This is a genomic window from [Micrococcus luteus] ATCC 49442 (assembly GCF_010367585.1).
GTDB lineage: Bacteria > Actinomycetota > Actinomycetes > Actinomycetales > Micrococcaceae > Arthrobacter > Arthrobacter luteus_A.
In genome coordinates this window covers 852,506-871,499 of the sequence record NZ_JAAAXP010000001.1, presented here as the reverse complement: position 1 = coordinate 871,499, position 18,994 = coordinate 852,506, and the positions used below count along the sequence as shown (strand labels likewise).

The following is an 18,994-nucleotide window of genomic DNA, read 5'->3' as shown; positions in this document are numbered from 1 at the left end:
ATGTCTGCGGCACAGCAGGTTCCCAGCAGACAGTCAGGTGCGTCGCCAAGAATGGGGGTTCGCCCACTCCTGGAGGAACCCCCATGACTGCAGTCACAGCCCTGGCCGCCCCCTTGTCCACAGCCCCCGCCCCGTCAACAGCCGACGAGCTGAACGGCATCTCGGAGTGGGTGGTGGGCGTTATGGAAGTAGTGGGCGCCCCCGGTGCGGGCCTGATTGTCGCCCTGGAGAACCTGTTCCCGCCGCTTCCCAGCGAAGTGATCCTTCCGCTGGCCGGCTTCACGGCCAGCCGCGGCAGCTTCAGCCTGCTGGACGCCATCATGTGGACCACGGCCGGCTCGGTCCTGGGCGCCTACATCCTCTATGCCCTGGGCGGCTGGCTGGGGCGGGAACGGACCCGGGCCCTGGTCCGCAGGATCCCGCTGGTGAACGTTGACGACGTCGACAAGGTGGAAGCGTGGTTCGCCCGCCACGGCAGCAAGGCAGTCTTTTTCGGCCGCCTGGTCCCGCTGTTCCGAAGCCTCGTCTCGATTCCCGCAGGGATTGAGAAAATGCCCGTGTGGCGGTTCCTCGGACTGACGTTCGCGGGGAGCTTCATCTGGAACTCGGTGCTGATCATGGCTGGCTTCTTCCTCGGCGAGAACTGGCACGTTGTTGAGCAGTACGCCGGGATTTTCCAGAAGGTCGTCATCGCCGCCGTGGTAATCCTGGTGGTGGCGTTTGTGGTGCGTAAGGTCCGGGAGCGCCGGAGCAAAGTGGACGCCTGACCCCTTCCGCGCGGCCGGGACGCCCTGCGGCGGATCCGTTGACGGTGTACGTTGTCCCCATGGCGAGCGAACAGACCACCATCACTGTCCCGGGACCAAAGGGCGATCGCGAGATGCGCATATCGAGCCCCGGCAGGGTGCTGTGGCCGGAGCTGGGGCTGACCAAGCTGGACTTGGTCCGCTACACGGTGGACGTGGGAGAGGCCTTCCTTGCCGCCAACGGGGACAGGCCCGTGGCCCTGCAGCGGTACTCGGACAACATCGACGGCGAACAGTTCTTTTCGAAAAACCCGCCCCGGGGAGCCCCGGAGTTCGTCCGGTCCGTGAAGGTGGTGTTCCCGAGTGCACGCTCGCACCCCATGCTGGTCCTGGACGAGCCGGCCGCCGCCGTGTGGGCCGTGCAGATGAACACTGTGGTGTTCCATCCGTGGCCCTCGCGTACCGGGAACACCGACAATCCGGACCAGTTGCGCATTGACCTGGATCCGCAGCCGGGGACGGACTTCGATGACGCGGTGCCGGCGGCGCTGGCGCTGAAGGAGGTGCTGGCGGAGGCGGGGCTGGAAAGCTTCATCAAGACCTCGGGAAACCGCGGGCTCCACGTGTACGCTCCGATCCGGCCGACGCACGAATTCCTGGACGTCCGGCATGCGGTGATCGCCGCGTGCCGGGAGCTGGAACGGCGGATGCCGGACAAGGTCACTACCTCATGGTGGAAAGAGGAACGCGGCGAAAAGGTGTTCCTCGATTTCAACCAGGCCAACCGCGACCGGACCATCGCCGGCGCCTACAGCCCGCGCGCCCTCGCCCACGCACCCGTCTCCTGCCCCGTCACGTGGGAGGAGCTGAAAAGTATCAACCCGAAGGACTTCACCATCCTCACCGTCCCGGACCGGCTGAAAACCGTGGGGGATCCCTGGGCCGGCATGAACGCCAATCCCGGCACCATCAACACCCTGCTGGAATGGTGGGACCGGGACGCGAAATCCGGGCTGGGTGAGATGCCCTTCCCACCCGACTACCCGAAAATGCCGGGCGAGCCTCCCCGCGTGCAGCCCAGCCGGGCCCGCAAGCCGGACTAAGGATCAGCCGGCCAGGGCCAAGCCGGACCAGGGCCTATTCGAAGCGGGACGGGTCCCCGGCGCCGCGCCGAACCACTTCGGCCACACCGCTGGAGAAATCCACCACCGTGGTGGGCTCGGAGCCGCAGTCGCCGGCGTCAATCACAGCGTCCACTTCATGGTCCAGCCGCTCCTTGATCTCCCAGCCCTGAGTCAGGGGATCCTCCTCGTCGGGGAGCAGCAGCGTGCTGGAGAGGATCGGCTCGCCGAGCTCTGCCAGCAAGGCCTGCACCACCCGGTTGTCCGGGATGCGAACGCCCACGGTCTTCTTTTTGGGATGCAACAGCCGGCGCGGAACTTCCTTGGTGGCCGGCAGGATGAACGTATACGCCCCGGGCGTGACAGCCTTGATGCTGCGGAACACATCGTTGCCGATGAGCACGAACTGGCCCAACTGGGCGAAGTCCTTGCAGACCAGCGTGAAGTGGTGTTTGTCATCGAGCTTCCGGATGGAACGGATCCGGTCCAGTGCGTCCTTGTTGCCCAGCTGGGCACCCAGCGCGTAACAGGAATCGGTAGGGTAGGCGATCAGCCCGCCGTCGAGCACCATCTTCACGGCCTGCGTGATCGCACGGGGCTGGGGATCCTGGGGATGAACATCAAAATATCGGGCCATGCTCCCGAGCCTACGTCGTTGTGGCACCGAATGGTGCACCTGGAAGTGCGAGGATGGGCCCATGACGCTGCAGGGGGAAGTGCTTCTGGAAGGACCGCGGGGCCGACGGCTGTGCCTTGAGCTGGCCATGGAGCTGGACCAGGAGATCAGGACGGCGGTGTTCCGGCTGGGCTATGAGCTCGATAGCGGGCGGGGGACGTCGCGGGTGCTGCTGACCATGGTTTCCGGGGAGGATTCCGTCGCTGATCAAGCCGCAGCCTCCAACTCCGGGACGTCAGAAGACCAGCTGGCCGCAGCGCTCACTGCGCTGGACTCCACGAGCCTGAGCGGCACAACGATCCAGCTGGCACTGGAGCGGTCTGTGGATACGGCGAGGTACTGGCAGCCGCCCGACGGCGAAGATGTCCTGGCAGCACTGCCTGCTGTCCGGGCAGCCCTCCTGCCCCTTGCTGATCGGGTGCTCAGCGCACCTGGCGTGCAGTGGTGGGACGAGGGCCGCGCCGTGGGGCAGTGGGCCATCGACTGGCGCCCGGCGGATGATCCGGCGCCGCTGCCCGGGAACCTGCGTCAGGCACTGTTCAGCTGGGGCCGCAACGAACGCGCTGAAGAGGCCCGGGCCGCACGGGACCGGCCGAGTGATCCGCACGCCCCAGTGTCGGGGTGGTGGTGGTCGTTCCCGCGGGGCCTCCTTCGCACCGTGGGACAGCTCCCGGCCGGGTTGGGCCTGGTGGAGGATTCGCTCGGCTGGCTGGAGGCCACGGCGATTTCCGTCCGCGGCACGGGCCGGACGCTGGAGATCCGTACCCCGGAGGACTGGACGGAGCTGTGCCGCCGCTTCCCGTTGGAGGTCACGGCGTCCAGGCGGCATGACTGGTTCAACACCACCGGCCGCGACGGACGGTGGGTCGTCCCGGACTGGGAACAGGCAGCTGCCGAGTGGGACGCCGTGCACCTGACGGTCCTCGGCTACCTCAGGGGAGCGGGGCGTGCCCTGCAGGTGGATACCGGCACGGCAACGGTCATCGCAGGCTGGGACCCTGACTGCACTATCTGGCTCACCGATGGTGTCCGCGAGCGGGAGGGCCCGCGGCAGGCCTGGCATCGGGCCGGCCAGGGCGAGCCCTGGAATCGCGTGCCTTAAGAGCCCTATGCCGGCCCCACGCGCCCGGGGCCGCTGTATTCAGCCCACATGCACCCACGGCCGCTTCGTGACGTCCGGTTCAGCTTCGCGCAGGATCTCGCGCGTCACGGGAGCGATCTCGCCCTCACCGAGGACCAGGAACTTCAAGAGGTTGACCGCCGGGTTGCCTTCGGTCCACCGGAAGTACACATGCGGCATCAGCCCGGTGACGTCCCGGATATGCAGGAGGACCGAGGCGATGGTGTTGGGCACCACCGGGCCGTGCACTTCCAGCACGGCAAACCCGTGCCGCATCACGCCCCGGACTTCCAGCGCGGTCTCGAAGTCCGAGGAATCATCCACAACGACCTCCAGGAACATCGTCCGGCAGTCTGCCGGGAAGTGGCTCGCCTCGGTGGCGGATGCCAGCTTCTGCCGGTACGCCTCCGCGGACTGGCGCAGCGGTTCATGGGCGATGATGCCAATAGGCCCGGTCAGGTTGTCCGCCAGGAACTCCAGGGCCTGCGTATCAAGCCGCACGTGGGTCGCATGCAGCTCGAAGGACCGGAGCACCCTCGAGAGCAGGGAGATGCAGATGATGCCCAGGATGAAGTAGCCCGCGATCCGGATCCCCTCGGGACGCTCGATGATGTTGGTGACCGTGGTGTAGACAAACAGCACGGCGATCACGCCGAAGCCGAAGGTCCGCTTTTTCTGTTGCAGACGGCGGGCCGAGAGCGTCACGGCCACTGCCGCCGAGGTCATCAGCACCAGGACGCCGGTGGCGTACGCGCCGCCCTGCGCATCGACGTCGGCCTCAAACAGCCAGGTGACCAGGAATCCGATGAGCGTGAACACCAGCACAAGGGGCCGGACTGCCTTGGCCCACTCCGGTGCCATGCCGTAGCGCGGCAGGTACCGCGGGACGAGGTTCAGCAGTCCCGCCATCGCGGAGGCCCCCGCGAACCACAGGATGGCGATGGTGCTCAGGTCATACAGTGTGCCGAAGCCGGCTCCCAGATAGTCATGGGCGAGGAACGCCAGGGCACGGCCGTTCGCCTCGCCGCCCGGCAGGAACTCATCCGCGGGAATCAGGACCACCGTGGCAAAACTGCTCGTGACAAGGAACGAACTCATGATCACCGCAGCGGTGGTCAGCATCCGCCGGGTGCCCTGGATCCGGCCCCCCGGATTGTCCTCCGTATCGACCTCGCCGCCGCGGACCTGCGGCATCACGGCCACGCCGGTTTCAAAACCGGAAAGTCCCAGTGCCAGCTTGGGAAAGACAAGAAGCGCAATGGCCACCGCCATTACCGGATTCCCGTGGGAGGTGTTCAGGGTCTGCCACCAGTCACCGACCGCGACGGGATGGGAGGCCGCTTCCGCGAGCGAGACGCCGATGACCACCACGTTCAGTCCCAGGAACACGATGACCAGCACCACGGCCACGCCGATTGCCTCCTTGAACCCGCGCAGGAAAACCGCGGCCAGCAACGCCAGCAGCACAAGTGTCACGGCTACCTCCTGGCCGTGCAGGGAGTCCGGCGCGAACGGGTTCTCGATCAGGTGGGCTGTGGCATCGGCGGCGGACAGCGTCATGGTGATCATGAAGTCCGTGGCGGCGAAACCCAGCAGCACCAGGACCAGGATTTTGCCCCGCCACCGGGGGAGCAGCCGTTCCAGCATGGCGATGGATCCTTCCCCGCGGGGGCTCTCGCCGGCCACCCGGCGATAGACGGGAAGGGCGCCCAGCAGGGTCACCGCCACCAGGACCAGCGTGGCCAGGGGTGAGATGGCGCCTGCGGCGAGTGCCGCGATGGCGGGCTGGTAACCAAGCGTGGAGAAGTAATCCACGCCCGTCAGGCACATCACCTGCCACCAGCGGTGCTTCCTCTCTCCGGCGGGAGCGGCGCCGCCGGGACCCTGATGGGTGCCTTTCGCGTCCTCCAGTCCGAACAACAGCCAGCCGGTGAGGGCGGCCTTCCGCGTCGGGCGGAGGGCCGAGGGATCGGCCGGGGGTCTGCTCATGGTGGTCATGGAAGCCTTTCAGCCCGCCGCACAGCACCGCGGGCACAGCCGAATCTAGTACCGGCCACGTGTCAATCAGCCGGAGTCCGGCGAATCTTGACGCATCCTTAACGCCGGTATGACCGGGAACACTTCGCGCCGGCCGGGAGTGCCTGATCCTGGTGGGAGAATGGCCGCATGGCACGGGAACGGATAGTCATTGGCCTCAATGGCAGCGACGATGCAGAGCTGCTCATCCGCCGCGCCGCCCGCATCCTGGAAGGGTTCGACGGCGGTGAGCTGGCGGCCGTCCACATCCGCACCCCTGAAGGCACTTCGGACGAGTCACCGCAGGACCTCGAAGCCCGGCGGCGGCTGATCCTCGAACTGGGCGGGACCTACCACACGGTGTCAGCGCAGGACCCCGCCCTGGCCCTCCTCGACTACGCCCGCAAGTCCGGTGCCACGCACATCGTGGTGGGGCAGCCCCGCCGCCGGCCCCTGGCCGGACTCGTCTCCGGGCTGTTCACCGGCGGAACCGTGGAGGCGCGCGTGGTCCGCGGCGCCGGGGACATTGACGTTCACGTGGTTCCGCGGCCCGAATCCGGGCGGCATCCGCAACGCAGGCGGCCGGACCTTGGCCGGGCCAGGGTGGGCGTTGGCTTCGGGCTCGCCGCCGCCCTTCCTGTCCTGCTTCAAGTGCTTCTTGCCGCCTTCGACCACAGCGTTGCCACCGCTGTCCTGATCCAGCTTGCGGGCGCCGTAGGGGTGGCCCTGCTGGGCGGACTCTGGCCTGCCGTGGTGGGCGCATTGTGGAGCAGCGTGCTGGTGAACTATTTCTCCACGCCGCCGCTGGGTGACTTAGCCATCCACGACCCGCAGGACCTCCTGTCGCTGCTCATTTTTGTTGGCGTATCCGTGGCGGTTGCCGGAGTGGTGGACAGATCGGCCCGCCGGTCCAAGGAAGCCGCCCGAGCCCAGGCCGAGGCCACCACCCTGGGGGAGCTTGCCCTGGGTGCCTCCCGTTCCGAGGACACGCTGGAAGGCATCCTCGCGGCGGCGCTGGACGTCTTTGGTGCCACGGGTGCCGGTGTTTTCAGCACCCGGGACGGCCAGGCGGACGGTGACGCCCCGGCGTCGGGCCCTTCAGCTGCCCCCGCTGCGGACGGTGACGGCCGGTTCTGGCGGATGATGGCGGGCGCCGGGCAAACCACCGCGTGGTCGCCCGGCGCGGCCGGCACGGCAGAGGTGGTGGACCATGACACCCGCCTCGTGCTGTTCGGGCGGGAGGCTCCGGCCACGGAAAGCAGGCTGCTCGGTGCGTTCGCGGTCCACGTCAAGGCCCAGCTGGAGCGCCGCCAGCTGGCCGTGAGCCGCCGGGAGATCCTGCGGCTGGCCGAAGGGAACACCATGCGCACGGCCATCCTGCGGGCCGTCTCCCACGACCTGAGGACGCCCCTGGCCGGGATCAAGCTCGCGGCCGGCGGCCTGCTCCAGCGGACAGTGACCTATACCGCTGAGGAGGAGCGGGAGCTGCTGGAAACCATCGACGAGTGCACGGACCGCCTGGACCAGCTGGTGGGGAACCTGCTGGACATGTCCCGGATCACCGCCGATTCGGTGCGTCCCCTGCTTGGGCCCGTGCGGTGGGGCGATGTTGTGGACCCGGCCCTCCGCGGGCTCCCGGTCGGTTCCGTCAGGCTGGATCTGCCGGCCAACATGCCCGCCGTGGAAGCAGATCCCGTCCTGCTGGAGCGGGTCATCGCCAACATTGTCGAAAACGCCGTCAAGTATGCCCCCGGCACCGGGATCACCATCACCGGAGCGTCCGACGGCGTGGGCGCGGCCACCCTGGACGGCTACCCTTCCGGTGAGCTGCGGATCATCGACCACGGCTCCGGTGTGCCCGCCCGGAAAGTGCTGGCGATGTTCCAGCCGTTCCAGCGGCTGCACGACAGGCCCCAGGCCACCGGCGTGGGGCTGGGCCTGGCAGTGGCCGACGGTTTCGTCAAAGCCATGGGCGGCACCCTGACCGCCGAGGAAACTCCCGGCGGCGGGCTGACCATGGTGGTGAGGCTGGCACTGTCCACCGGTTCCCGGGGCGCGCGCCACGCCGCAGGCCCGCGGCAGGAGGTCATGTGAGTGCGGCTGACACTCCGGGCAGCGGCCGGACACGGGTCCTGGTGGTGGATGATGACTCCCACCTCCTGAAGGCCCTCCGGATCACGCTCCAGGCCCACGGCTACGACGTGGACACAGCGTCCGACGGCGGCACGTGCCTGAGTGCCGCATCCCGCCGTCCGCCGGACGTGATGATCCTGGACCTCGGACTGCCGGACCGCGACGGGGCGGACGTCCTGCGTGAACTCCGCCGATGGAGCAGCCTCCCGGTGCTGGTGCTGTCCGCACGCCATGGCTCGTCGGACAAGGTGGACGCCCTTGACGCCGGCGCGGATGACTACATCACCAAGCCGTTCGGACTGGACGAACTCCTGGCCCGGCTGCGGGCCCTCCTCCGCCGTGTGCCGGAGCCCGAGTCCGCCCCCACCGTGGCCGCGTCGTCCTTCACCGTGGACCTCGCCCGGCGGCGTGTCACCAGGGGAGGGGAAGTTGTCCGCCTGACGCCGACGGAGTGGAACATCCTGGAACTGCTGGTGCGGAACCCTGCCCGGCTGGTGACTCAGCAGCAGCTGCTTCTGGACGTTTGGGGGCCCGCCTACCAGACCGAAGCCAACTACCTTCGGGTGTACATGGCCCAGCTCCGGCGGAAACTGGAGGACCATCCCGGCAACCCCCGCCACCTGCTCACAGAACCTGGCGTGGGGTACCGGTTTATGCCCTGACGCTGCGGGGAAACCGGGGCATACCCACCCTATGAACCGGGCCTGAAGTGCGGCAGGATGGTGACTGTTCCTGTCCGAGTCCGTCAGCAAACTAGGAGTATCCGGCCATGCCAACGACCCTCAATCCGTACCTTGGCTTCCGTGACAACGCCCGGGAGGCCATGACTTTTTACCACTCCGTCTTCGGCGGTGACCTGACACTGAGCACTTTCGGGGAATTCCATGCCAGCGAGGATCCTGCCGAAGCGGACAAGATCATGCACGGCATGGTCACCGCGCCTGGCGGCCTGGTCCTGATGGGCGCCGACACCCCGAACTCCATGGACTATTCGCCCGGGAGCACCATTTCGATCTCGCTCAGCGGCGATGACGAAGCCGAATTGCGCGGTTATTGGGACAAGCTCTCCGGCGACGGCGGCACTGTGACGGTCCCGCTTGAGCCGGCGCCGTGGGGCGATGTCTTCGGTATGTGCACGGACCGGTTCGGGACATCCTGGCTGGTCAACGTTAATGGTGCCGGCGAAACTGCTCCCGCGTCCTAGGGGCAGCAAAAACGGAACAGCGGCGGGATGACCCGCCGCTGTTCCGTTTTTCGGTTTCTATGGGTGGCCCCGCTGCTGGTGCGGTGACCCGGCGTTATCTGCTCAGATCCACTTGGGGGCTGCCGGGGCTTCGGCCAGCGGTGCTCCGTTGTGGGTGGCTGTGACGCCGTGGGTGCCGCGGCCGGTGGCCCACCGGACGACGCCGGGCAGGGACCCGGTGATGACCGTCGGGTTCTGTGCGCCGGAGTCCCCGAGTGTCTGGTCCGAGCCCTGGACCCTAATGGCCAGTCCGGTGTCGGTGCCGCGGGTTTTCCAGGCGCCGGTGATGTCCCGCAGGAGACCGTTGAGGACCGGCTCCGGGATGTCGGCGAACGTGGCTCCGTTGTCCAGATCCACGGCGTGGGTCCAGACCTCGCGGCTGCGCATCCACACTGTTTCGGTAGCGGGGACTTCGCGGCCCTGGATGGTGCGGACCTTGTTGTACCAGGCCTGTTCGGGCAGGTCCCGCCATTCGACGTTCAGGTGCACGGCGGAGTGGTCGAAGAGGTTCCGCAGCGCGATCGGGGACAGGGTTGCTCCGAAGCTGATCTCTTTGTCCCGCACATCGGTGGACGCATACATGGGTGTTTCCACCCCTGTACCTGCCCATTCGATGAGCCGCGCGATGGCGCGGGCGTTGTAACCGATGTGCGCCGTTACATGCCGGCGGTTCCAGCCGGCCAGCAGCGAGGGGCCGTCGAGTTCGTCATCGGTGAGCTCGTTGAGCTTGCGGGCGAAGAACGCGGTCCCGCGGCGGGCCTGGAGCAGCGCTTCGAGCAGCTCCGGGTCCGTCGTCCGGTCCTGGCGGGCTACCATCAGGCTTCCTTGACCACGCGGTTGTTCAGCTGGCCCAGGCCCTCGATGGTGGTGACCAGGAGCTGGCCTTCCTGCAGGTAGCGCTTGGGGTCCTGGGCGTGGCCCACACCGCCGGGAGTGCCGGTGGCAATGACGTCACCCGGGTTCAGGGTGATGATGGTGGAGATGTAGGAGACCAGGAATTCCGGCGTGAAGACCACATCGTTGGTGGGGGTGGACTGCTGGACTTCACCGTCCACGGCGGTGGTCATGAGGCCGCCGCTGAACTCGTCCTTCGTGACCAGGGCCGGTCCGAACGGGGTGGACTTTTCCCAGGTCTTGCCCTGCAGCCACTGAATGGTGCGGAACTGGTAGTCGCGCATCGACACGTCATTGAGCACGGCGTAGCCGGCGATGTGGTCCTTGGCGTCGGCTTCGGAAATCCGGCGGCCCTTCTTGCCGATGACGACGGCGAGTTCGGACTCCCAGTCCACGGTGTCGGATTCCTGGGGGAGGGCCAGGTCATCGTTGGGGCCGATGAGGGACTCAGCGTACTTGGCGAACAGGGTGGGGTACTCGGGGACTTCCCGGCCCATTTCCTTGATGTGGTTGCGGTAGTTGTGGCCCACGCAGATGATCTTGCCCGGCGCGGGGACGACGGCGTCCAGGTCGGCGCCCTCGAGCGGGTGGGTCGCGCCGTTGGCTGCGGCCGCGATGGACTCCCACGCGGCGTCCTTCAGGAGCGCTCCGACGTCGGTGAACCCGTCGATCTCGGTCAGGGTGTCGCCGTCCTGGCGGACAGCCTTGCTGCCGTTTTCAGTGCGGAGTGTCAGGAGTTTCATGCGTTCTTGCGTCCTTCGGTGTAGGTGCGGTTAAAGTTCAGCCGTTCAAAGATGGGGGCGTCGCTGAAGCGGAACAAATCGAATTCGGTGCCGGCCTGCAGGGACCATTCCTGCCAGGACGGGACCACGAACAGGTCGCCCTTGGCCAGGGTCCTGGCCTCGCCGTTCAGGACCACGGTACCGGTGCCTTCGAAGACCTGCCAGACGCTGGAGCCAACCTCACGCAGCGGTTCGGTGGACGCGCCGGCGCGGAGGCGGTGGAACTCAGCCCGGATGGTGGGCATCACGTCCCCGCCCGTGGTCGGGTTCGTGTAGCGCACCGCGGCGTGGCCCTGGGAGACGGTGGCCGGGTGGCCCTCGTCCTCGAGCAGGAGCTGTTCGCGCAGGGCAGCGTCTGTGTACTTCCACCGGTAGGCGGCGATGGGGGAGTTGGTGGTGTCATCCAGGCCGGAGAGGGGTCGCAGGCCGGGGTGGGCCCAGAGCCGCTCGGAGCGGGAGATGTCCGGGGTGGCTTCGTCGGTGACGCGTTCGGTGCCGAACTCGAAGAAGCCGGCGTCGGCGTAGTGCACAAACGGGATGTCCAAGCCATCGATCCAGGCCATCGGCTCGTCGGTGTCATTGTGGTGGCCGTGGAAGTTCCAGCCCGGGGTCAGCAGGAAATCCCCGCGGGACATCCGCACCGGGTCCCCGTTCACCACGGTCCAGACGCCTTCGCCTTCGACCACAAAGCGGAACGCGTTCTGGGAGTGGCGGTGCTCCGGAGCTGTCTCGCGGCCGCCCAGGTACTGGATCGCGGCCCACAGCGTCGGGGTGGCGTAGGGGGTCCCGGCAAGGCCCGGGTTGGCCAACGCGATGGCGCGGCGTTCCCCGCCACGTCCCACTGGAACCAGGTCACCGGCTCGGGCGGCGAGGGGGTACAGGTCGCTCCAGCGCCACACATGCGGAACAGCCTTCGGCGTGGGAACCATCGGCATCAGGTCGCCGATCTCCGTCCACAACGGAATCAGGTTTTCGGTCTCGAAGTCCGCATACAGCTGCTCCAGCTGCGCCGCCTCTTCAGGCGTTGGCTCCGGGAGTGCGTGGCTGGCGGCCACTGATTCGTGGGTCGTGTTCTCGGCGCTGATGGACACGTCGGCCTCCTTCAAGTTCAAAACGGTATTTCGGCGTAGTCAGACTCTACGGATGCCGCGTTGTGACCCCCAACATATTCTGCCAGCCAGAATAAGTCACTGGAGGCTGGTTGTGCCTAGTCCGCGTCAGCCGGGTTGGCCGCGATGTCGATCTCCAGCTGCCGGCAGGTTTCGCGCAGCGCGGGGACCAGCCCGGCATCAAACACCTTGCGGAAACGTGTTGCGGGGGTGGCAACACTCAGCGCGCCAACAACGTGCCCGTGCCGGTTGTGCAGCGCCATCCCCAGCGCACTCACGCCCTCCTCGGTGCCTTCGAAATTTGCCGCGAACCCGTTGGTGCGGATCGATTCCAGCTCGCGCAGAAATGCCGGATAGTCAGCCGCAGGGATCGTGTCCCCTCCGATTTCGGCGTTATGGCTGCGGAAGAGCTGTTCGATCATGGAGGGTTCGAGTTCGGCGAGCATGACCTTTCCGCCGGATGTCTTGTCGGCGGGCATCACCGTCCCCTGCCGGTCGCCGATCCGCAGCACGTTATTGCCCTCCACGGTGGCCAAAAAGCGTACTTTCGTCCCCACCCGCACCATCAGGTTCACGGTCTCGTTGAGGCGGGCGGAAAGCAGTTCCATGTGCGGCTGGGCGAGGGAGCGGAGCAACCTGGTCCAGGTCAGCCCGGCGGGACCAACGCCCATGGCAGGGCCGGGAACGTAACGGCGGGTCTCATCCTGGATGGCAAAACCCCTGTACACCAGCATGGCCAGCAGGCGGTGGGCGGTGGACGGCGCCACGCCCAGTTCCTGGGCTGCGTCCTTGAGCCGGAGGGTGCCGCCATCGCGGAGGAGCTGGAGGAGCACCAACGCATTGTCTACCGCTTCGATGGAGTAGGTGGGCCGTTTCTGTACCGGCTTCCGGGCTGACTTCGAAGGGGCGCCGGCGGCGGTCCGTGGCCTGGGATTGTTCTGCACATCAGAATTGTATTGTGGTTCATCTTCGGCTGCCATGACAGTAGTGGGATGAATCACACACCTCCCGCTGCAGTGCCGCAACGGTTCTCGCCGGGGACTGCCGGTCCGAGCACCCTGGACGGTCCCGTCACGAAGTTCTCCAAAGGTTCGGCTGCTGCCGTCCTCGTCTGCTGGCTCCTGGTTGTCTTTGATGGCTACGACCTCATCGTGTACGGCACCGTCCAGTCCTCGCTGATCTCCGAAACCGGCTGGGGCCTCACCAAGGCAACCGCCGGAACCATCGGGTCGATGGCTTTCGTTGGTATGATGATCGGTGCGATCTTCGCCGGCCGGATGGCCGACTCCTGGGGTCGCCGCCGCACCATCCTGGGCTGCGCAATTGTCTTCTCGGTCTTCACCGTGCTCTGTGCCTTCGCCCCCAATGCGGCCATGTTCGGGGCCCTGCGGCTCCTTGCGGGCATCGGGCTTGGCGGTCTAGTGCCCTCCGCGAACGCCCTGGTGGCCGAACTGGTCCCGGCCAAGTGGCGGTCGATCATCGCTACCCTGATGATGTCCGGTGTGCCGATCGGCGGATCCATCGCCGCCCTTGTGGGAATCCAGCTCATCCCGGCCTTCGGCTGGGAATCCATGTTCCTTGTTGCCGTGCTGGCACTGCTCATCGTGGTGCCCCTCGGGCTCAAGTACCTGCCTGAGACGCTCGCCCCGGTGAACGCCGCAGGCAGGGCAACAGGGAAAGCGGCCCGCAAGGCGGCCGGGAAGGGCAACGTTGGCGACGAGCCGGCCGGCTTCTCCTCGCTGCTCCGGGCCCCCTACCTGGGTGTGAGCCTGCTGTTCGCCGTGGCCACCATTGCCACGCTGTTCGCCTGGTACGGCCTGGGCACCTGGCTGCCGAACCTCATGCAGCTCGCCGGTTACAACCTGGGCTCTGCCCTGACCTTCGCCCTGGCCCTGAACCTGGGTGCGGTGGCCGGATCGGTCATCACGGCCTGGGCCGGGACCCGCTTCGGGCCGGTGCCCACAGCCATCGCCGCCGCCGCAGTCGCCGCCGGTGCACTGGTCGTGCTGGTCACCGGGCCGCCGGTCGGCGTCGTCTACTTCATGCTGGTCCTCGCCGGGGTGGGTACCCACGGCACGCAGTGCCTCATCATTGCCGCCGTCGCGAGCCACTATCCGGGACACCTCCGGGGAACGGCGCTCGGCTGGGCACTCGGGACGGGCCGTATCGGTGCCGTCGCCGCACCGCAGATTGGCGGCCTGCTGCTGGCCGCCGGGCTCGGCGTCAACTCCAACTTCCTCGCCTTCGCCGGTGCAGCCGCCATCGCTGCGGTCCTGCTGGCAGCCGTCGGCCTCAAACTCAAGTCCAAACCCGCTATCTCTGAAGGAGCAAACAATGTCTGAGCACGCCACATCCACCGATGTCCTCGTCATCGGAGGGGGGATGGCCGGGCTGGCCGGCGCCCTCGCACTGCGCGAGAACGGCGCGAACGTCACGCTGGTGGAACGCGCTCCGGAATTCGGCGAAGTAGGTGCGGGCCTACAGATGGCGCCCAACGCCTCCCGCGTCCTGGCACGCTGGGGCCTGCTGGAAAAAGCCCTGGAAATCGGTGTCCAGCCCAAGCACCTGGTCTTCCGCGACGCCGTCACCGGCGAGGAGCTCACCCGCCAGACGCTCGGCGGGGAATTCGCGGAGCGCTACGGCGCACCCTACGTTGTGATCCACCGCAGCGACCTCCACCGCGTCCTGCTCGAAGGCTGTGAAGCGGCAGGCGTCAGGCTCGTCAACGATGTCATGGTCGAAAGCGTCGAGACCGTCAACGGCCGGGGCGTGGCCCACACCGCCGCCGGCGTTGACTATGAGGCCGACGTCGTCATCGGCGCCGACGGACTCAAGTCCACCCTGCGGCCCCTCGTGGCCAGTGATGAGCCGGTTTCCTCGGCCTACGTCGCCTACCGCGGAACCGTGCCCATCACGGAGAACACGCCCAAGGCCGACCTCGAAGACGTCATTGTCTACCTCGGACCGGACTGCCACCTCGTGCAGTACCCGCTGCGTAAGGGTGAGCTGCTGAACACCGTTGCCGTATTCAAGTCGCCCTCCTTCGAACGCGGCGAAGAGCAGTACGGCGGCGTCGACGAGCTCGAGGCCGCCTACAAGGACTGCGTCCCGGCTGTCCAGGAAGCACTAAAGAACCTGGCCACGGGCATCCGCTGGCCCATGTATGACCGCGACCCGATCGAAAACTGGGTTGCCGGCCGCATGGTGCTCATGGGTGACGCCGCACACCCCATGCTGCAGTACCTGGCCCAGGGCGCCTGCCAGGCTCTTGAAGATGCCGCCGTGCTGCAGGATGTCAGCAACGGCACCGTCTTCACAGCCGAGGGCATCAAGCCCGACGCCTGGGATGGCGCCATCAGGGAGTTCAACTCCATCCGCGCAGGCCGCACCGCCCGCGTCCAGCGCACGGCCCGGGTCTGGGGCGAATCCTGGCACGTCTCGGGACTTGCCCGCACGCTGCGGAACCTGCTGTTCAAGAGCCGCAAGGACGGCGACTTCCAGTACAACGACTGGATCTACGGCCAGGATCAGCCGGGCACTCCGGAACGCCGGGAAGCTGTCCGGGCAGAGTCGCTCTCCGTCTGAGTCGTCCTGAGCTGACGGAAGGCCCGGCCGCCCCGGCCGGGCAGCCCGGCCAGCCACAGGATGTCCCTTGAGAAGGGGCTGCACGCAATGAAACCATTGATGCGTGCAGCCCCTTCGTGGTTTAAGAATCCGTCCCGGTCCGCGGGTATGACAGGCGACAGCGCGCCGGCTCCGGTCAGGCCGGCGCGGAACATCACCCTCTACCTGGACGTCGACGGCGTCGTCTGCCCTTTCGGGGCGACCGGCCGGACGCCGTGGGGTTCCGGCTGGAGCCTCGCGAATGCCGGCATGCTCGAAGTGGCCTACGCGACGGAACTCGTTGACGGGCTGAACAGCCTTACCCGGCTGCCCGGGCTACGCTGCGTGTGGCTGACCAGCTGGGAAGACATGGCCCCCCGCTACCTTTGCCCCGCCATCGGCCTGGACGGCCGCGGCTGGCCTTGCCTGATGGCTGAGGGAAACGGCACGGGAGAGGCCTGGTGGAAGCTCACTGCCCTCCAGGAGGACGTGGCCACCAGCACTCCGGACGGGATCATCTGGATAGATGACCAACTGCGCTATGAACCGGAGGCACAGGCATGGGCAGCCTTCTTGGGGGCACGTATCCTGGTGATCTCGCCCGATCCGCGTCGCGGAATCTCGGCGGCCGAGCTGGACGCCGTCAGCGCTTTTGCCGCGAACCCAACGTTTTGACCTCATGCCCGGGCCGCGTACGATCGATAAGGTTTCAAGCCGGTCTGAGTTAACGGCGCAGGTCATTTCCCATGAACTTCGGGTGAATTATGCTGTGCAGGGCAGGCGGGGGTAACGGAACTGCTGAACGTCGACTCTGCAGATTGGGCAACAGGTGGATATCACCTTTATGGTGGCGCTGGTCATCGCACTGGCACTTTTTTTCGACTTCACAAACGGCTTCCATGACACCGCCAACGCGATGGCCACGCCCATCGCAACCGGTGCCATTAAACCGAAGACGGCTGTGACGCTCGCCGCAATCCTGAACCTGGTAGGTGCCTTCCTGTCAACGGAAGTGGCCAAAACGGTTTCCGGCGGCATTATCAAGGAAGGGTCCGACGGCGTCCTGATCACTCCGGACATCATCTTCGCCGGCCTGATGGGCGCCATCCTGTGGAACATGATCACGTGGCTGAAAGGCCTGCCGTCAAGTTCGTCCCATGCATTGTTCGGCGGGTTGATCGGTGCGGCCATTGCCGGCATCGGCTTCCACTCCGTGAACCTGGAGACCCTGCTTCAGAAGGTCATCCTGCCGGCCATCTTTGCCCCGCTCATCGCCGGGATCGTGGCCTACATCTGCACCAGGCTCGCCTATGCGCTGACAGCCCGGCACGACCCCGAGACCGGCAGTAAACTCACCCAGAAGCGCGGCGGTTTCCGCACCGGCCAGATCTTCACCTCCAGCCTGGTGGCATTGGCGCACGGCACGAATGACGCCCAGAAGACCATGGGCATCATCACCCTGGTACTGATCTCCGCGGGCACCCAGACCCCCGGCTCCGGCCCGCAGTTCTGGGTCATTGCAGCGTGTGCCGTGGCCATCGCCGTGGGCACGTACGCCGGCGGCTGGCGCATCATCAGGACCATGGGATCGGGCCTTACCGAGGTCAAGCCTGCTCAGGGCTTCGCCGCTGAGACGAGCACGGCGTCGGCCATCCTCGCCTCCTCGCACCTGGGCTTCGCCCTCTCCACCACACAGGTGGCCTCCGGCTCCGTCATCGGGTCAGGCATGGGCCGCAGGGGCACCACGGTGCGCTGGAACATGGTGGGGAAAATCGCTTTGGGCTGGCTGTTCACCCTTCCCGCCGCCGGGATTGTGGGCGCCCTGACGGCGCTCCTTGTGAAGACGGGCGTAGTGGGCGTGGCGATTGCCGCCGTTGCCGGCACGGCTGCGGTCCTGTTTATGTTCTTCTATTCCCGCAAGTCCCACGTGGGCCACCACAACGCCGTCGAGGTCGAGGAAGCCGGACAGACAGTCCGCTTCGCCAAGAAAAAAGCCCTCGCCCGCGCACGCGCCAGGGCAAAGGCCGAGGCCGAGGCCGCAGCCCCTGCAATGGCCGATGAACAGAAGGATACGCAGCGATGAAGTGGTTGGAACTCCTGACCGTAGGAGGCGCCACGCTGGTGGCGGCCGTGACAGTGGTTGTCCTGTACTCGCTCGGCGTCCGGCTCACTGCCATCGCCGGTGACGCCCGGCAGACCTCACCGCGCGCGAAGCGTACCTTTGCCTACATCTGCTTTGGCCTCTGCGGCGTTGCAGTGCTGTTCGGCCTGTACCTGATCATCCCGTACTTCAGCGCCTAAGTACCCTTAGCAAGTCACCATCGGCACGGCTACGCTGGGTCCATGTCCAGGATCCAGTATTTTGTCGCGGCCTCCCTCGACGGCTTCATCGCCACAGCCAAGGATGATCTCGCCTGGCTTCTTGAGTTTGACGGTTTCGAGGGCGGCAAGGAAAGCTACGAGTCCTTTATGGACGGCGTGGGCTGCATTGTGATGGGCGGCGAAACGTTCGCCTGGCTGATGGAGCACGAACCAGGCAACTGGCCGTACCCCACCACGCCCTGCTACATCTTCACGCACCACGAGTATGCGGCGCCGCCCGGTTCGGACGTGACATTTGTCCGCGGACCGGTGCACGAATTCATCCCTGACTTCGAGGCCGACGCCGGCACCAGGAACGTATGGGTGGTGGGAGGCGGCAACCTGGCCGCGCAGTTTGCCGCGGCCGGCCACCTGGACGAACTCATTCTTTCGGTGATCCCGGTGGTCCTGGGTGACGGCAAACGGCTGCTGCCGCTCGAAGGCCCGACGCCGCCGCTTGAGTTGACGGCGTCCCGCACCATGGGCCGGGGCATCGTGGAGCTCCGCTACAACTTCGGCGCGGCGGACACCTCAGTCCGCTGACGCCGCGTTATCCCGCAGCATGTTGGTGATGCGGGCCGTGGAGAGGCGGCGGCCCGCGTCGTCGGTCATCACGATTTCATGCGTGGTCAGCGTCCTGCCCAGGTGGATTGCCGTGCAGGTCCCCGTCACGGTTCCTGCTGCGATGGCGCGGTGATGCGTGGCACTGACTTCGATGCCCAGCGCATGCCTGCCGGGCCCGGCGTGCATTCCGGCGGCGAAAGAGCCCAGCGTTTCGGCAAGAACCACATGGGCGCCGCCGTGCAGGATGCCTGCCACCTGCGTATTGCCTTCCACCGGCATGGTGGCCACCGTCCGTTCGGGGCTCATCTCCAGGAAGTGGATCCCCATCTTCACCACCAGGGCGCCAATGCCCAGCGCGCCGAGCCAGTCATGGAGGTGCTCCGGGACACCCGCTGTGAGTAATTCCTCAGTGAACGGTCCGGGCGTGAAATTGTCCATCATGGGAACTAGGCTGGCACCTGTGAGTGAAACTACCAAACCGGCCCCCTTCCCCTCTGTTACTGCTGCAACCGACGCAGATGCCGCCCTGCAGGACATCACCGTCCCGCCGTCGGCCGGGGGCCGGGTTTCCGCTACTGAAGCACCCGTCATCCCCATTACCGACCAGCCGCGCCTGCTGGTGCTGG

At 66.7% G+C, this 18,994-nt stretch carries 19 protein-coding genes; 12 read left to right on the top strand and 7 right to left on the bottom strand.

The window, feature by feature from the left end; translation table 11 throughout:
- Nucleotides 1-83: 83 nt before the first annotated feature.
- Nucleotides 84-767, top strand: coding sequence for a DedA family protein (locus GUV69_RS04055; protein WP_164199965.1), 684 nt, complete (start codon nt 84-86; stop codon nt 765-767).
- Nucleotides 768-826: 59 nt separating this feature from the next.
- Nucleotides 827-1,849, top strand: coding sequence for a non-homologous end-joining DNA ligase (gene ligD, locus GUV69_RS04050; protein ID WP_164199963.1), 1,023 nt, complete (start codon nt 827-829; stop codon nt 1,847-1,849).
- Between the two features lie 34 nt (nt 1,850-1,883).
- On the opposite strand, the gene GUV69_RS04045 is transcribed toward ligD, so the two are convergent.
- Nucleotides 1,884-2,504: an L-threonylcarbamoyladenylate synthase gene (locus tag GUV69_RS04045; RefSeq protein WP_164199961.1), complete on the bottom strand. Its 621-nt coding sequence runs from the start codon at nt 2,502-2,504 to the stop codon at nt 1,884-1,886.
- A 61-nt stretch (nt 2,505-2,565) separates the two neighbouring features.
- On the opposite strand from GUV69_RS04045, the gene GUV69_RS04040 reads away from it, so the two are divergent.
- The gene (locus tag GUV69_RS04040; RefSeq protein WP_164199959.1) at nt 2,566-3,645 is read left to right on the top strand and encodes a hypothetical protein; all 1,080 of its coding nucleotides are present in this window, start codon (nt 2,566-2,568) and stop codon (nt 3,643-3,645) included.
- Between the two features lie 39 nt (nt 3,646-3,684).
- Here the strand turns inward: GUV69_RS04040 and GUV69_RS04035 are convergent, their stop codons facing one another.
- Nucleotides 3,685-5,661, bottom strand: coding sequence for an APC family permease (locus GUV69_RS04035; RefSeq protein ID WP_164199957.1), 1,977 nt, complete (start codon nt 5,659-5,661; stop codon nt 3,685-3,687).
- 168 nt (nt 5,662-5,829) lie between these two features.
- Between GUV69_RS04035 and GUV69_RS04030 the strand changes: the two genes are divergently transcribed.
- From GUV69_RS04030 to GUV69_RS04020, 3 genes are all read left to right on the top strand, one after another.
- Nucleotides 5,830-7,773 carry a DUF4118 domain-containing protein gene (locus GUV69_RS04030; RefSeq protein ID WP_164199955.1) on the top strand — a complete coding sequence of 648 codons (1,944 nt, stop codon included), beginning with the start codon at nt 5,830-5,832 and terminating at the stop codon, nt 7,771-7,773.
- Entirely contained in the window at nt 7,770-8,474 is a 705-nt protein-coding gene (locus tag GUV69_RS04025) for a response regulator (RefSeq protein ID WP_164199953.1), read from the top strand. Before GUV69_RS04030 ends, GUV69_RS04025 begins: the two co-directional genes overlap by 4 nt.
- 107 nt (nt 8,475-8,581) lie before the next feature.
- A complete protein-coding gene (locus GUV69_RS04020; RefSeq protein WP_164199951.1) occupies nt 8,582-9,016 on the top strand; it encodes a VOC family protein in 435 nt (144 codons plus the stop codon).
- A 102-nt stretch (nt 9,017-9,118) separates the two neighbouring features.
- On the opposite strand, the gene GUV69_RS04015 is transcribed toward GUV69_RS04020, so the two are convergent.
- From GUV69_RS04015 to GUV69_RS04000, 4 genes are all read right to left on the bottom strand, one after another.
- Nucleotides 9,119-9,871, bottom strand: a complete 753-nt coding sequence (locus GUV69_RS04015; RefSeq protein ID WP_164199949.1) for a maleylpyruvate isomerase family mycothiol-dependent enzyme — start codon at nt 9,869-9,871, stop codon at nt 9,119-9,121.
- Nucleotides 9,871-10,692, bottom strand: a complete 822-nt coding sequence (locus tag GUV69_RS04010) for a fumarylacetoacetate hydrolase family protein (RefSeq protein ID WP_164199947.1) — start codon at nt 10,690-10,692, stop codon at nt 9,871-9,873. The genes GUV69_RS04015 and GUV69_RS04010 overlap by 1 nt, the downstream gene beginning before the upstream one ends.
- On the bottom strand, nt 10,689-11,822 hold the full coding sequence (locus GUV69_RS04005) for a cupin domain-containing protein (protein ID WP_164199945.1): 1,134 nt from the start codon (nt 11,820-11,822) through the stop codon (nt 10,689-10,691). Before GUV69_RS04005 ends, GUV69_RS04010 begins: the two co-directional genes overlap by 4 nt.
- Before the next feature lie 116 nt (nt 11,823-11,938).
- Entirely contained in the window at nt 11,939-12,784 is an 846-nt protein-coding gene (locus tag GUV69_RS04000; protein ID WP_208786575.1) for an IclR family transcriptional regulator, read from the bottom strand.
- A gap of 48 nt (nt 12,785-12,832) precedes the next feature.
- Between GUV69_RS04000 and GUV69_RS03995 the strand changes: the two genes are divergently transcribed.
- From GUV69_RS03995 to GUV69_RS03970, 6 genes are all read left to right on the top strand, one after another.
- Nucleotides 12,833-14,182: an MFS transporter gene (locus GUV69_RS03995; protein WP_164199943.1), complete on the top strand. Its 1,350-nt coding sequence runs from the start codon at nt 12,833-12,835 to the stop codon at nt 14,180-14,182.
- Nucleotides 14,175-15,425, top strand: a complete 1,251-nt coding sequence (locus tag GUV69_RS03990) for an FAD-dependent oxidoreductase (protein WP_164199941.1) — start codon at nt 14,175-14,177, stop codon at nt 15,423-15,425. The genes GUV69_RS03995 and GUV69_RS03990 overlap by 8 nt, the downstream gene beginning before the upstream one ends.
- Before the next feature lie 147 nt (nt 15,426-15,572).
- Nucleotides 15,573-16,118, top strand: a complete 546-nt coding sequence (locus tag GUV69_RS03985; protein WP_164199939.1) for an HAD domain-containing protein — start codon at nt 15,573-15,575, stop codon at nt 16,116-16,118.
- Between the two features lie 154 nt (nt 16,119-16,272).
- The gene (locus GUV69_RS03980) at nt 16,273-17,526 is read left to right on the top strand and encodes an inorganic phosphate transporter (RefSeq protein WP_164199937.1); all 1,254 of its coding nucleotides are present in this window, start codon (nt 16,273-16,275) and stop codon (nt 17,524-17,526) included.
- Complete coding sequence (locus GUV69_RS03975) at nt 17,523-17,744, top strand: hypothetical protein (protein WP_164199935.1); 222 nt, start codon at nt 17,523-17,525, stop codon at nt 17,742-17,744. The genes GUV69_RS03980 and GUV69_RS03975 overlap by 4 nt, the downstream gene beginning before the upstream one ends.
- Nucleotides 17,745-17,786: 42 nt before the next feature.
- On the top strand, nt 17,787-18,347 hold the full coding sequence (locus GUV69_RS03970) for a dihydrofolate reductase family protein (protein ID WP_164199933.1): 561 nt from the start codon (nt 17,787-17,789) through the stop codon (nt 18,345-18,347).
- On the opposite strand, the gene GUV69_RS03965 is transcribed toward GUV69_RS03970, so the two are convergent.
- Complete coding sequence (locus GUV69_RS03965) at nt 18,336-18,809, bottom strand: hotdog fold thioesterase (protein ID WP_191081652.1); 474 nt, start codon at nt 18,807-18,809, stop codon at nt 18,336-18,338. The two genes, GUV69_RS03970 and GUV69_RS03965, sit on opposite strands and share 12 nt — an antisense overlap.
- Nucleotides 18,810-18,994: the final 185 nt, after the last annotated feature.